This window comes from Prosthecobacter sp. Pr1 (assembly GCF_057652315.1).
In genome coordinates this window covers 280561-295063 of sequence record NZ_JBYFBS010000006.1, presented here as the reverse complement: position 1 = coordinate 295063, position 14503 = coordinate 280561, and the positions used below count along the sequence as shown (strand labels likewise).

The following is a 14503-nucleotide window of genomic DNA, read 5'->3' as shown; positions in this document are numbered from 1 at the left end:
GGGCTAGGGCAGGGGAGTCACGCTGCCGCCTTCTGGTCCACGGCCTCGGCGATCGAGTTCACACTCTGCAGGATGCGTTTGGCCTGATCCTGATCGGCCATTTTAAAGCCAAAGTGTTTTTCGATCATCACCACGAGCTGAAGGGCGTCCACGGAATCGAGGCCGATGCCTGCGGGTCCAAAGAGAGGGGTGTCATCGCCGATTTCATCTGCGGCCATGTCGAGCATGAGTTCGCTGATCATTAGTTCCTTGAGGCGCTGGCGGGTCGGCATGCAGGGGATACGTTTCGTAGGGTCTAGACGGTAGGCTAAAGGAGGCCTCCGTCAATTTTTAGGGTCGAACCAGTGATATAGCTCGCATCCGGGCTCGCAAGGAAGAAAACAGCCGCTGCGATCTCCGCCGGCTTGGCAAAACGCCGCATCGGGAGCTGCATTTTGAGTGCTTTGAGGTGCTCCGGGGTCCAGTCGGCCGGCAGTCCTCCCTCAATATAGCCGGGGCAGACCGCGTTCACCGTGATGCCCATCCGGGCTGATTCTTTGGCCAGACTTTGTGTCAGGCCGATCACTCCGGCCTTGGCGGCGGCGTAATTGGTTTGTCCCGCCGGCGAAGAAATGGCGCTGAGCGAAGCAATATTGACGATCCGCCCCTGCCGCTCCCGCATCATCCCCGGCAAAACCGCCTGACATCCGTGGAAGACGGCGTTCAGATTGGCGTCCAAAACGCGCGACCACTGATCCTGCGCCATGTTGGCCAGCAGCGCATCTTCATGGAAGCCGGCGTTGTTGATCAGGACGCCGAGAGGTGCGGCTTTGGTTTCGATTTCGGTCACTGCTGCCTTCCAATCGTCAGCAGAGGTAATTTCGAGTGTCACTAAATTTGCACGGTCCGAAAATCGTCCGGCCAGCTCCTGCGCCCGCTCCCTCCGCTCCCGCACTCCGAGAAACACACGGCAGTCTTCCTCCCGTGTCAGGAAAAATTCGGCAATGGCAAGGCCCAGCGCCCCATTTGCGCCGGTGATCAAAATACTACGACTCATCATCAAGCATTGGAGTTCGCTGGGAGGAGTTGCAAGTCACTTCCTCGCCCCACTCCAGACCTGCGGCGATCGGACGCCCGGCCGTGCCTCACCGCCGGGGATCACGATTTGGTCCTTCCAGCGCACGGCATTGGTCGTGACGAGCGAAAAGGGCACCTCGCCCGCCTGGCTCCAAGTCTGCGTTTTCACGTCGAAGACCAGAATCGACCGTGGGAACCCGGGATGCTTTTCCTTGGGCTCGAAATTGACGTTGGCCCCGTCGTCACCGCCCAGGATGTAAATCTTGCCATCGACCGCTGGCGCAGGATTCGGAGCCGCCACGGCCACGCGGGGCATGTCAGGCAGCTTTTTCCAACCTGAAGCTGGTTCGTAGGCCCACGCATCATTCAGCCATTCGCGCTCGGGCTTGCCATCCTTTCCCGCATGCAATGCCGCACCGCTGAACAGGTGAACCACGCCCTCCACAGCAGCCATGCAGGCCAGAATGCGTGGCTTACCAGGGCAGGGGGGCAGTTCCTGCCACTTCGCATCGGATTGTTTCAAATCGAGCGACCAAAACGTGCTCATGGCGGTGGTGGCCACCGGTGTTTCGATGCCCCCGGAGATATAGATGACCCCATCGGATTCGCAGCCGCACATGAAGGCGCAGGGCTTTGGCAGCGGCGGCAGTGGGCCAGCTTTTTGCACCCAGAACACCTCACGGAAGTGCTCCGTGGCATTGCCACCGCCGAGGATGATCCAGCCGGCGGGAGTCGTGATGCTCACCCCGTAGCCATTGGGTTTCGGCAGTTTTCCCACCACCCGCCAGGCTCCATCGGGTTTCTCCAGCGCGAAGAGCTTGTCATACCAGACCTTCGTGCCGCCTTCCCACGGCATTTTGTCGATGAAATGCGTGCCGCCGGCGACCATGAGCGTGCCATCCACCACCCCGGCAAACGAACCGGCGAAACCGCGCTCATCAGGCAGAGCAGGCAGTGGCGACCATGGCAAATCGGCGGCGGAGGCGGTCAATATGAGGGACATGAAACAGAGCAGCGGGCGAAGCATGACCGGCACATAACGTCGTTTTGATGATAGTTCCGGCACATTGAGTGCTTATTTTGGCATACTCTCATGCTCACTCTTTCCGGCAAATCCCACGGCAAGTTCTGCGACGGCGTCTCGCGTCGCGACTTCCTTCGCATCGGCGGCCTCGCCATGGGCGGGCTGTCGTTGCCAGAACTGTTGAAGGCCGAGGCGGAGGCTCGCACGGGCCGCAGCTTCAAGTCCGTAATCATGATCTATATGTGCGGTGCGCCGCCGCATCAGGACATGTATGATTTGAAGATGGACGCGCCGCTGGAGATTCGCGGCCCTTATAAACCCATCAAGACCGCCGTCCCCGGCATCCACATCTCCGAGCACGCGCCGCGTCTCGCCAAGATCATGGACAAGCTGGTGCCGATTCGCAGCATGTACGGCTCGCCGAACGGTGCGCACGACAGCTTCATCTGCTACACTGGCAAGCCACCACCACCGAACGGTGGCGGCGCTCCTGTAGGCCGCCTTTCCGATCCCCCTTCTTTGGGCTCTGTCGTTTCCAAGCTCAAAGGCCAGGCCGATCCCGCAATGCCCGCCTTCATCGGCCTCGCTCCGAAAGCCGGTCATCCGCCGTATGGCTCGCCCGGGCATCCAGGCTACTGCGGCAACACGCATGCCGCCTTCCGCCCAAACGGCGCGGGCATGGATGATCTCCAGCTCAATGGCATCACGCTCGACCGTCTCGAAGACAGGCGCTCCCTGCTCACCGGCTTTGACAAATTCCGCCGCGAACTCGACGCCAGCGGCCTTGTCGGCAGCATGGACTCCTTCAATCAGCAGGCCCTGAATGTGCTGACCTCCAGCAAGCTGCTCACCGCGCTCGATTTGAATCAGGAGAGCCTCAAAACCCGTGAACGCTACGGCAAAGGTGATCCCAAGAACTACGGCGATGGTGCTCCGCTCAATCTTGAGCACTTCCTCCTCGCTCGACGTCTCGTCGAAGCCGGGGCGCGCGTGGTCACGCTGAATTTCGGCCGCTGGGACTTCCACGACAACAATTACCCGCAGCTCCTGCGCCATCTGCCGCTCTTTGATCAAGGCATGAGCGCCCTCGTGGAAGATCTGCATGAACGCGGCCTCGACAAAGACGTCGCCGTCGTCGCCTGGGGCGAGTTTGGCCGCACGCCGATGGTGAACAAAGACGGTGGTCGCGACCACTGGCCCCGTGTCGGGGGCGCCCTGCTTGCAGGTGGCGGTATGCGCACAGGTCAGGTCATCGGTGCCACCGACAGACTCGGCGGCGAACCCACCGAACGTCCCGTCCATTTCGGCGAAGTCTTCGCCACGCTCTACAAGCACATGGGCATCGACACCGTGAAGACCACGCTCAACGATCTGACCGGTCGGCCGCAGTATTTGGTTGATGGCTGGCAGCCGATGCCCGAGCTGATTTGAGCGGAAGGCGGCTTGCCCATGCCCCCTTCAGGCATTACAGGTGGCCATGTATCCAATCAAAACGACTATTCCAGAAGGGCTGGTCCTCAAAGAAGGAGATGAAGCCGATCTGCGTGTGGTGGTTCAGGATGGCGCGATTGTGGTGACCAAAATTTTGCGAATCAAATCGGCAGCGGATGTATCAACCGCTGATCACACGATCAAGCTGGGTGCCTGGAACAGGAAGTAGTCCATTCGGAAAGTCTTGGCCATGGCGCGCGTATGTGAAGGTGCATGTCCTTGCCGCATCCAGCGCATCCCGTTTCCCGCCGTGAAGTGATTCAGGCCGGGGCGGTGGGTTTGCTGGGCCTCGGCATGAATCATCTCAGCGCCCTCCAGGCGATGACGGCGGCCACGCAACCGCCACGGGCCAAGTCCGTCATCTACATCTTCCTTTCCGGCGGACTCGCGCAGCATGAGAGCTTCGATATGAAGCCGGACGCCCCCATGGAAATCCGGGGCGAGTTCAAGCCCATTCGCACCCGCACCCCAGGGCTGCACATCTGCGAGCACCTGCCCAATCTCGCGCGCATCTCGGAAAAGTGGTCGCTGGTACGTTCGCTCACGCATGGCAGCAGTGATCACTCGCTGGGCCATCACATCATGCTCACCGGCCGCAGCGATGCGCCGCTGGGGTTCGATCCATCGAAGCCGAAAAAGTCCGATCATCCCAGCATGGCGGCGCTGGCCACCGCGCTGCTGCCGAAGCGCAAAGACAACCTGCCACCCGCCATTGTGCTGCCGGAAAAGCTCGTGCATCGCGAAGGCCGCACGCTCGCCGGGCAGTTTGCAGGCACGCTGGGCGCGCAGCATGACCCGTGGTTTTTGGAGATGTCGCCCTACCACCCGAAGCACTACGGCGCATATCCAAACTACCTGTTCCATCATGAGCGCGGTTTTGAAACAGACCCCACGCTGCGCTTCCAGGCCCCGCATCTTTCGCTGCCGCAGGGGCTCACAATGGATCGTGTGATGGACCGCGTCTCACTCCGCAACGCCTTGGAGCAGCAAACGCAAGATCTCACTGCTCTCGCCGGTGATGAAGCCTTTGATTCCACCCGGCAAGCGGCCATCGGCCTGCTGAGCAACCGCAAGGTGCATGATGCCTTCAGCCTGGAAAAAGTGGATCCCAAAATGCTCGATCGCTACGGTCGTAACAGCTTTGGCTGGTCCCTTCTCATGGCCCGCAGGCTGGTGGAAAGCGGCGTGCGCATGGTGCAGGTGAATCTCGGCAACAGCGAGACCTGGGACACTCATCAGGCCGCCTGGGGAAATCTGAAAAACTACCTGCTCCCGCCGATGGATCTGGCCGTGAGCGCCCTGCTCGAAGATCTCGACGCCAGCGGCCAGCTGGATGAGACCCTCATCATCATGGGCGGCGAGTTTGGCCGCACGCCCAAAATCAAGAGCATCTCCGCCACCGCCCTGCCGGGCCGTGATCATTGGGGCCACGCCCAAAGCATCCTCCTCGCCGGCGGTGGGATCAAAGGCGGTCGCGTCATTGGCTCCACCGACAAACACGGCGGCTATCCCACCAGCGATGCGCAGACGCCTGAAAATCTCGCCGCGACGATCTACGAGGCTCTGGGCCTGCCACGCGAAACGATCTGGAAAGACTTCACCGGCCGCCCGCACACGCTGTACATGGGCTCGCCCATTGGCGGGCTGACGTAACGCATCAAGAGCGTTTGAGCTTGTTCCAGCCATCGGCTGGCTGTCGAGGCAATTTCCGCCACTCTGGTACCTGCGCGATGGTTTGCTCCATCAAATCGGCGCACTGTTCGGCGATCGTCACCAAAGTGTCCCGCATGCCCGCGCTCTCGGCGATCTCGATCATCGCATCAAACTCCAGTCCGCCGCTGACGCGCTTCGCCTCCTCACTGTCACGCTGCACCACACGCAGTACGTCCTCGGTGTGATGCGGCAGCCAGCGGCGGTTTTCGGTGAGCACGGCAGCCAGCAGTGATTGCAGCTCGGGCTTCCAACCGTCATCGAACAGTTGAGCAAGCTCACCGCGTTTCTCGCCAACACGCATGGAGTGCGGCTGGATTGTCTCCACGGGCGTCGCCGCCATGTCACGGAAAGTTTGAATCCAGTCGACTCCCAGCTCGCCGCCAATCGAGTGAAACGTGAACTGATCCTGCACGATGCGGTTTCGCGGGGTGTAAACGCCATCGAGCAAATGCATCCGAATGCCCGGTTGGATCGACTTGATCAACGAGTCTCCTACAATGTGCACCATCCAGCCCAGCGCATAAGCCAGGCCGCGCTCAGAACTCATGTCATCACGAATGGCTCGTGCACAGTAATCTGCCAGATGGTCCCAGGGCACACGCAGATTCACCTCCGGTTTTGCCCAGCCGAATACGAGATGCGCACGGCCATAAAACAGCTCGTGAATCTCTTTGGGCCGGTAGCTGCGCCCATCATGCTCCAGCGTCCAGGGCTTCACCGCGCCGCTTGTGATCGGGCTTTTTTCCAACGGCACCGTGCCAAAGCCAACCTCGCGTCCGGTATCGACGCAGACCGCTTCCGGCATCACCTGAATGTCGCATCCGAGATACGCGCCGCAGAGGAAGCTCGGCAGATGTCTCTCGATGATCGGTGTGATGGGCAGCCCTCGCCCCTTTGCTGCTTTCGCCGCCAGGATTCCATACATCGTGTGTCCGATCAGTCCGCTCATGTTTGAACCAAACGCCGGCTGTGTGACCGGTCTGGCAAGAGTCCCGTCCCTCGCTCCGTAGGTTAAAGGTCCTCCAACAGATCATGCTCAATCTATACTCCCATCCCAGCGGCGGTTATTGCGATGGCGTGTCACGTCGAAACTTCCTCAAGATCGGCGGGCTCGCCATGGGCGGGCTGTCGTTGAATGATGTGCTGCGTGCCGAGTCCGTGCAGAAGACCGGCAAGTCACACAAGGCGGTGATCATGATTTTCCTGCCCGGCGGACCGTCTCATCAGGACATGTTCGATATGAAACCGGATGCTCCGAGCGAGATTCGCGGCGAGTTCAAACCAATCTCCACCAACGTCCCCGGCATCCAGATCTGCGAGCATCTGCCGCGTCTCGCGAAGATGATGGACAAGTGCACCCTCATCCGCTCGCTGGCCGACTGCGACTCGCGTCACGATGCCTTTCAGTGCCTCACCGGTCGCAACTCCAAGCAGCAGCCTCCCGGTGGCTGGCCTTCCCTCGGCTCCATCGTCTCGCGCTTGCAGGGCAGCACCAATCCCGCCATGCCGCCGTTCGTTGGGCTCGCACCCAAGATGGGTCACATGGAATGGGCCCGCACGGGTGAGCCAGGCTATCTCGGCGTTGCGCATGCACCCTTCCAGCCAAATCGCGGCGGCGGCACAGAAGACATGTCACTCCGTGGCATCACTTTGGATCGTCTTCGTGATCGCAAGTCACTGCTCTCCAGTTTTGACAATCTGCGGCGTGATCTCGATGCCACCGGCCTCATGGGCGGCGTGGATGTCTTCAATGAGCAGGCGCTCAATGTGCTCACGAGTCCGAAGCTGCTTCACGCGCTCGATTTGAGCCGTGAAGATCCGCGCGTCGTCGAGCGCTACGGCAAAGGCGAAAACCGCAATCGCGACGACGGCGGCCCGCGCCTGCCCGAGCACTTCCTTGCCGCACGCCGTCTCGTCGAAGCTGGCGCTCGCGTCGTTACGCTCGCATTCAGCCGCTGGGACTACCATTCCAACAACTTCGGCCAGTTGCGCGAAGATTTGCCGCTGCTCGACAGCGGACTTTCCGCCCTCATTGCCGATCTGCACGAGCGCGGCATGGACAAGGATGTCTCCGTCGTCGTCTGGGGAGAATTTGGCCGCACGCCGCTGATCAACGCCAAGGGCGGCCGCGACCACTGGCCGCGCGTCGCATCGGCACTTCTCGCCTGCGGCGGCATGCGCCACGGTCAGGTCATCGGCGCCACCGACAAACAAGCCGGCGAACCCACGGAGCGTCCCGTCGCCTTTGGCGAAGTCTTCGCCACGCTCTACAAACAGATGGGCATTGATGTCACGAAGGCCACCCTCACCGATCTCACCGGCAGACCGCAGTATCTGGTCGATAGCCATCTGCCGATGGCGGAGCTGGTGTGAAAGGTTCAAGCCGGAAACTCACGCTCCTTTTAATCTGCAAGACAAGATTTCAGTTCTCACCCCGTAGTTTGACCCATCATGAATCTGAAACGCGCCACCCTCATCGCCGCACTCTCTGCCGCCGCACCTTGTTTTGCGGCCGAAGCTCTGCGCCCGCTGAATTTTGCGAACGACATCGTTCCCATCCTCACCAAGGGCAGTTGCAACTCCGGCGGTTGCCATGGCAAATCGGGCGGACAGAACGGCTTCAAGCTCTCGCTGCTCGGCTTCGAACCCCAGGAAGACTATGAGCACATCGTCAAGGAGGCGCGCGGACGTCGTGTGTTTCCGGCCTCGGCGGAGCAGAGTCTGCTGCTGACCAAAGGCACCGCCCAGCTCCCGCATGGAGGCGGCAAGAAGCTCGATCCAAAATCTGAGGACTACGCCGATCTGGCTCGCTGGATTCGCGAAGGCATGCCCTATGGCAAGGACACCGATCCCAAGATGGCGAGTATCAGCGTGGAGCCCGCCAAGCTCACCATGCCGCTCAAAGGAGCGCAGCAGCTCAAGGTCACCGCACACTACACCGACGGCAGCACTCGTGACGTCACCAAGCGCGCGCTGTATGAAGCCAACGAAAAAGCGATGGCCGAGACCAGCGAAACCGGTCGCGTGCAGCTCTTTGATCTCCCCGGAGATGTCGCCGTGATGGTCCGCTATCAAGGCAAGGTCTCCACCTTCCGCGCCACCGTACCCCTCGGCGCCCCGGTGGAAAAACTGCCAGCCTCCCGTGGTTTTGTGGATGATCTCGTCTTCGCGAAGTTGAAGACCATCGGCATGCCTCCTTCCGAAATTGCTGACGACGGCACCTTCATCCGCCGCGTCACCCTCGACATCGCCGGTCGTCTCCCCACCGCCGCAGAGATGAAAGACTTCATGGCCTCCAAAGATGCGGCAAAGCGCAGCATCCTCATCGACCGCCTGCTCGACAGCCCTGAATACGCCGAGTACTTCGCCAACAAGTGGAGCGCCCTCCTGCGCAACCAGCGCACCCAGCCCAATTTTGCACGCGGCAGCTACCTCTTCTATTCATGGATCCGCGATAGCATCGCCGACAACAAACCTTACGATCAGTTCGTGCGCGAGGTCGTCGCTGCCTCCGGTGATCTCGATCAAAATCCCCCTGTCGCCTGGTATCGTCAGGTCAAGGAAATGAAGCAGCAAATGGAGGACGTGGCGCAGCTCTTCCTCGGCACACGCATGCAGTGCGCGCAGTGCCATCATCATCCTTTTGAGAAGTGGAGCCAGCAGGACTACTATGGCTTCGCTGCCTTCTTCAGCAACGTCAGCCGCAAGCCCTCGACTTTTGCCGGTGAAGAAATGATCTTCAACAAGCGCGGTGTGGCCCAGACCACGAACATTCGCACCAAGGAGGCCGTCACCCCCACCAGTCTTGGCGGCCCAACTTTGAAACTGAAGCCTGAACAAGATCCACGCCGTGCGCTCGCCGAATGGATGAGCCAGAAGGACAATGCGTTCTTTGCCCACACGCTGGTGAATCGTTACTGGAAGCATTTCTTCAACCGCGGCCTCGTCGAGCCCGAGGACGACATGCGCGAGACCAACCCGCCGGTGAATCCCGAGCTGCTCAGCGCCCTCGCGGCGGACTTCGTGAAGAGCGGCTACAATTTGAAGCAGCTCATCCGCACCATCACCAACTCCACCACCTACCAGCTCAGCGCTGTTCCAAACACTTACAACGCCAAGGACCGTCAGAACTTCAGCCGCTACTATCCAAAGCGTCTCAATGCCGAAGTCCTCTTCGATTCCGTCAACACGCTGCTCGATGTACAAACGAATTTCGCCGGCCAGGCCCCCGGCACGCGCGCCGTCTCTCTGCCTGACAACAGCTACAACCAGAGCACCTACTTCCTCAGCGTCTTTGGCCGTCCCGACTCCTCCAGCGCCTGCGAATGCGAACGCACCCAGGAGGCCAGCCTCGCGCAGAGCCTCCATCTTCTGAATGCCGCCGAAATCCAGACCCAGCTTTCCCGTGGCAATGGTCGCGCCGATACCCTCACGAAGGACACGCGCCCTGATGACGACAAGATCTCCGACCTCTACCACATCGCCCTCAGCCGCGATCCCAACGCCGCCGAAATCAAATTTGCCCACGCCCACCTCGACAAGAAGACCGCGGGCAAAACCGGCGATGAAGCCTTCAAAGGAAAAAAGGAAGCCTATGAGGACATCCTCTGGGCGCTGCTGAACACGAAAGAGTTCCTCTTCAATCACTAAGCGTTCATGCCATGCCCCGCTCCAATTTTCAGTTCTCAGTTCTCAGTTTACAATTTTCAGTCCTGCTGGCTTTCTCTGCCCCAGCGTTCTCTCAGGCCACCTTTCCATCACCGACGCTGACCTCGGTTGCTCCTCTCGGTGCCAAAGCCGGCGCCACGCTGGAACTCTCCCTGCGGGGTGCGGATCTCGAAGGACCGCAGTCGGTCCTGCTCAATGAGCGCACCATTCCGCTCAAGAGCGTCAAGCCAAACGTCTTCAGCATCACGCTGCCCGCAGACCTGAAGCCTGCCCTCTACGATTGCCGCTTCGTCGGACGCTACGGTGTCTCCAACCCACGTGTCTTCGAGATCACCACGCTTGATTCCATCGACTCCTCCGGGACAAACGCCAAACCTGACAAAGCGCTCAAAGTCAGCCTCAATTCTGTGGTTGAAGGCTGCTTCAAATCCAATTCGCCCCAATGGTTCAGCGTGGATTTGAAAAAGGGGCAGCATCTCACCGCCACCTTTGACGGACGACGTTTTGACACACGCACCGAGTTGCTTGGTGCGCTGCTTTCACCCACCGGGCGCGAACTGGCCCACATGCGTGCCGGAGCCCTCGCCTTCACCGCCACGGCCGATGCCACCTATCTCCTGCGCATCAACGAACTCATGTTTCGCACGGGGGATGATTACGGCTACCGCATCACTCTTTCGTCTGCCGCCCTTCCGGCTCCAAGGACCGTCAAGCTTGAGGACGTTCGCCTCATCCAGATCGGCCAGACTGTGCGGGACTCCTTCCCGCCCCAAGGTCTGCCACAGGTCTTCGATCTGCCCTTCAAGGCGGGCGAAAAATTCATCATTGCGGTGCGCTCCCATCAGCTCGGCCATGCCACCGATCCGCATCTGGTCATTGAAAATCTGGCCAAAGATCCGGCAGGCAAAGAAACGCTCAAACCGCAGGCGGAAGTTGCTGATGCACCGGCCATCGTGCCCGCACCCAGCATCAACCTTCCGAGCCGCGATCCCTCGTATGCCTATGAAGCAAAGGCGGACGGCGCCTTCCGCATCACCCTCAGCGACAACTTCGCCACCACTCAGCCCTATGAGCTGCGCATTCTCAAGGAAGCGCCGAAGTTCGAAGATCTCATCGCCCTCAATCCCATCCTGCCCGGAGCCAAGACCAAAGGTGGAGAAATTGGCAGCGCCAATGTCCCGCGTGGTGGCATCGCCGCGTTGGAAATCATCGCTCCCAATCGCAATGCCCTGAGCGAGCCCCTTGAACTCAAGGCCGACAAGCTCCCTGCAGGCGTCACCTGCCTCGGCGGCTTCATCGGCAAAGGCCAGTCTCTGGGCTACATAGCATTTCAAGCAAGCGCCGATGCCCCGGCTGGAGCCAGCCTCCTCAGTGGCATTCCTCAGAGTCGCTTCGTGTGTTATGCGGTGGCTGACGCCGCCCGGGACAACGTCCTCTATCGCACCGCCGGCGCACCTGCGCTTGGCGTCAGCGCACAAACTGCTCCTGCTTTCGTGCAGACGGAAAAAACGGACATCCTCGAAGTCGCTGCCGACGCCAAACTCGATATCGCCCTCAAAGTCACCCGTCATGCCGACTTTGCCGATGCGCTCAAACTGAAGGTTCTCGGTCTCATGGATGTCACCAAAGCTCCTGAAGCCGACATCCCCGCCAAAGCTGCGGCTGGCAAATTCACGCTCGATGTGAAGGCTCTCAAACTCGCACCCGGAGATTACGGCTTCATCCTCCAAGGCCCGGCAAAAATGAAATTCCGCCGTGGCGTCGAAGAACTCAACGCTGCCGAAGCCGACGCCAAAAAAGCCACCGAAGCGCAGGCTGCAGCCAAAAAGCAGCTCGACGCCGCGAATGCGGACGCAACGCCGAAAAAGGCCGAGCTCGTCAAAACCGCCACCGCCGCCCTCAAGACGGCGGACACCACCAAGGCCGCCGCTGACAAGCTCGTCAAAGACCTCACCGCGAAGTCTGCAGCCAAAGACGCCACTTTCATTGTCTATTCCAATCCCATCCGCATTCGTGTGAAGGAGGTCGCCAAAAAATGAGAATCATCCTCCCGTTCATCATCCTCAATTCGTCTTTTGTCATGGCCGCGGCTCCCGCGCCCATCGACTACGACCAGCAGATCCGTCCGTTCTTGAAGGACAACTGCATCGCCTGCCATAACAAGACCACCACCAAGGGCGGCCTCAACATGGAGACCCCGGAGCTCATGGCCAAGGGCGGCGAAAGTGACAAAGGCATCATTCCCGGCAAAGGCGCGGAGAGCGTCATGTATCAAGCAGCGGCTCACACCTGGGATTCCGAGATGCCACCGAAGGGCAACAAGGTCGGCGCAGTGAATCTCACCCCCGAGCAACTCGCACTCTTCAAAGCGTGGATTGATCAAGGCGCCAAAGCCTCACCCAAAAAGGTGCAGATCATCGCATGGGAGCCGCTTCCGGCGGGCTTGCAGCCCATTTATGCCATCGCCGTTGCGCCCTTGGGGGATTTTGCTGCGGCAGCTCGGGCAAACCAGATCAGCATCTACCATCTGCCCACCCAGAGCCTCGTCACCAAGCTCACGGATGAAACCTTGCTCAAAACCGGTCTCTACAAACAGCCCGGTGTCGCCCATCGCGATCTTGTGCAGTCTGTGGCTTTCAGCCCCGACGGCACACGCCTTGCCACCGGCAGCTTTCGTGAGGTGAAGCTGTGGAAACGCAGCGCCCCCGCAGCTCCCGCCTTCGCCCCTTCGGCCAAATTCACCGCAACGCAGGAAGCGGACAATTCCATCAAGCTGACCGAAACCGTCGGCGGCAAGCTCATCGCCCACATCAAATCCGATCTCGCCACCGAGCAGGCCCTTGCTCAGCGCACGCTCACCGCCGTGCGCGCTGCGCTGGAAGAGACGTATCAGGGTGCAGCCATTAGGACGGCTGAAAGAGCTGTCACCGAGCAGACCGATCGCCTGAAGAAAGCCAACGAACTCGCCGAACTCGCCAAGAAGGCCCTCGAAGACAAGAAGAAGGACATCAAGCCCAAGGAGGACGCCAAGGTCGCAGCCGATAAAGCGGCCAAGGAAATCGCGGATGAAGTGGCTAAAGCCAGCGCTGGCAAACCAGATGAAGCCTTGGCCCAAAAGCAGGCTGCAGCACAGGCCAGTCTTGCCAAAACCGCAACCGACCTCGCTCAGGCTCAGGCCGCTCTCCAACGCGCCGAAGCAGCCATGGCAACTGCTGCTGCTGAAATCAAACTTGCGGCCACCAGCGATGCAAAAAAGGCCGCAGCTTTGACCGAGCTCGTGGAACTCGCGAAGACAGGCCTCGAAGAAAAACGGAAGACCCTAAAGCCCAAGGAGGATGCCAAAGCCGCGGCAGAGAAATCAGCGAAGGAAATCGCGGATCAAATCGCCAAGACTCCCAAAGGCAAACCCGACGAAGCGTTGGCCAAAAAGAACACCGATGCTCAGGAAAAGGCCACGAAGGCCGCCGCAGATCTCAAGCTCGCGCAGGAAGCCTTCACCCGTGCCGAAGCCGCGATCACCGATACAGCGAACGAAATCAAACTCGTCACCGAAAATGAAAAGAAGGCGAAGCAGGCCGTCATTGATGAGAAGGCTCGCCTGGAAGTCGTGAAAAAAGAGGCGGTGAACGCGAACGCTGAGCGTGACCTGATTGCCAAAACACTCACCACGAGCCTCAAGAAAGCCAAGTCACTGCAGTTCTCTGCCAATGGTCTCGAACTCATCGCCGAACAGGACAGCGGCCCGCCGCTTGCCTGGAGCACCGTGAATGGCAAACCCATCGCGCCGGGCAGCACGAGTGCGACTTGGACCCTCGAGCGCACCTTCGGCACAGGCGACGGCAATTCCCAAATCACCGACCGCGCCAACAGTCTCGCTTTCAGCCCCGACGGCAAAACGCTGGCCATCGGCAGCGGCGAGCCCTCCCGCAGTGGCGACATCACACTCTGGGACGTGGCGACTGGAAAGCTCACCACGAACTATGCCGAACGCCATCTCGACAGCATCTTCGCGCTCGACTTCTCACCCGATGGCAAGCTTCTCGCCTCCGGCGGCGCAGACAAAGCCGTGCGCATCACTGATCTGAGCACCGGCAAAGTCGTGAAAGTGTTTGAAGGTCACACGCACCACGTGCTCGGCCTTTCATGGCGTGCCGATGGCCGCGTGCTGGCCAGCAGCGGTGCCGACAACGTCGTCAAAGTCTGGGACTGGACCACCGGTGACCGCCGCAAGAGCGTTGATGGCTGGGACAAGGAAGTCACTGGCATTCACTATCTCGGTGCCGCAGATCAGATCGCCACCAGCGCTGGTGATACCAAACTCCGCCTCATCACCAGTGACGGAGGCGAGGTGAAAAAGCTGGCTGGTAGCACAGGCTTCCTTCAATCACTCGCCACCACCAAGTCCGGAGATGTCGTGCTGGGCGGTGATCAAGATGGATTTGTTCGCGCTTGGGATGTCGCCACAGCGAAGGAAATCGCTGTCTTCAAGCCCTGAGTCTCAATCTGAGCATGGAGTGAAGCCGGAAGAAAGGACGCTGGTAGCGTTGCGTT

At 60.1% G+C, this 14503-nt stretch carries 11 protein-coding genes; 7 read left to right on the top strand and 4 right to left on the bottom strand.

Annotation, left to right across the window (positions count from 1 at the left end; translation table 11 throughout):
* Positions 1-17 precede the first annotated feature (17 nt).
* Genes AC24GY_RS12995 through AC24GY_RS12985 form a run of 3 tightly spaced genes read right to left on the bottom strand, consistent with a single transcriptional unit; the run spans position 18 to position 2059 of the window.
* Positions 18-272 carry a phosphopantetheine-binding protein gene (locus tag AC24GY_RS12995; RefSeq protein WP_422317303.1) on the bottom strand — a complete coding sequence of 85 codons (255 nt, stop codon included), beginning with the start codon at positions 270-272 and terminating at the stop codon, positions 18-20.
* 35 nt (positions 273-307) lie between these two features.
* Positions 308-1036: a 3-oxoacyl-ACP reductase FabG gene (gene fabG / locus AC24GY_RS12990; protein WP_487683647.1), complete on the bottom strand. Its 729-nt coding sequence runs from the start codon at positions 1034-1036 to the stop codon at positions 308-310.
* Between the two features lie 36 nt (positions 1037-1072).
* Positions 1073-2059, bottom strand: coding sequence for a galactose oxidase (locus AC24GY_RS12985; RefSeq protein ID WP_487683472.1), 987 nt, complete (start codon positions 2057-2059; stop codon positions 1073-1075).
* A 90-nt stretch (positions 2060-2149) separates the two neighbouring features.
* On the opposite strand from AC24GY_RS12985, the gene AC24GY_RS12980 reads away from it, so the two are divergent.
* From AC24GY_RS12980 to AC24GY_RS12970, 3 genes are read left to right on the top strand one after another with little or no spacing between them, the layout of a single operon-like run.
* On the top strand, positions 2150-3511 hold the full coding sequence (locus AC24GY_RS12980) for a DUF1501 domain-containing protein (RefSeq protein ID WP_422318143.1): 1362 nt from the start codon (positions 2150-2152) through the stop codon (positions 3509-3511).
* A gap of 46 nt (positions 3512-3557) precedes the next feature.
* Positions 3558-3740 (top strand): hypothetical protein, encoded by a 183-nt coding sequence (locus tag AC24GY_RS12975; protein WP_422318141.1) that lies wholly within the window; start codon positions 3558-3560, stop codon positions 3738-3740.
* A gap of 44 nt (positions 3741-3784) precedes the next feature.
* Positions 3785-5224, top strand: coding sequence for a DUF1501 domain-containing protein (locus tag AC24GY_RS12970; RefSeq protein WP_487683468.1), 1440 nt, complete (start codon positions 3785-3787; stop codon positions 5222-5224).
* A 4-nt stretch (positions 5225-5228) separates the two neighbouring features.
* Here the strand turns inward: AC24GY_RS12970 and AC24GY_RS12965 are convergent, their stop codons facing one another.
* Positions 5229-6233 (bottom strand): hypothetical protein, encoded by a 1005-nt coding sequence (locus tag AC24GY_RS12965; protein ID WP_487683466.1) that lies wholly within the window; start codon positions 6231-6233, stop codon positions 5229-5231.
* An 83-nt stretch (positions 6234-6316) separates the two neighbouring features.
* Here AC24GY_RS12965 and AC24GY_RS12960 point away from each other — a divergent pair, with 83 nt between their 5' ends.
* The 4 genes from AC24GY_RS12960 to AC24GY_RS12945 all read left to right on the top strand — a co-directional run bounded on the left by AC24GY_RS12960 (position 6317) and on the right by AC24GY_RS12945 (position 14447).
* The gene (locus AC24GY_RS12960) at positions 6317-7657 is read left to right on the top strand and encodes a DUF1501 domain-containing protein (protein WP_487683463.1); all 1341 of its coding nucleotides are present in this window, start codon (positions 6317-6319) and stop codon (positions 7655-7657) included.
* Positions 7658-7735: 78 nt separating this feature from the next.
* Positions 7736-9934 (top strand): DUF1549 domain-containing protein, encoded by a 2199-nt coding sequence (locus AC24GY_RS12955; RefSeq protein ID WP_487683460.1) that lies wholly within the window; start codon positions 7736-7738, stop codon positions 9932-9934.
* 11 nt (positions 9935-9945) lie between these two features.
* Positions 9946-11991 carry a hypothetical protein gene (locus AC24GY_RS12950; RefSeq protein ID WP_487683457.1) on the top strand — a complete coding sequence of 682 codons (2046 nt, stop codon included), beginning with the start codon at positions 9946-9948 and terminating at the stop codon, positions 11989-11991.
* The gene (locus tag AC24GY_RS12945) at positions 11988-14447 is read left to right on the top strand and encodes a WD40 domain-containing protein (RefSeq protein WP_487683454.1); all 2460 of its coding nucleotides are present in this window, start codon (positions 11988-11990) and stop codon (positions 14445-14447) included. Before AC24GY_RS12950 ends, AC24GY_RS12945 begins: the two co-directional genes overlap by 4 nt.
* Positions 14448-14503: the final 56 nt, after the last annotated feature.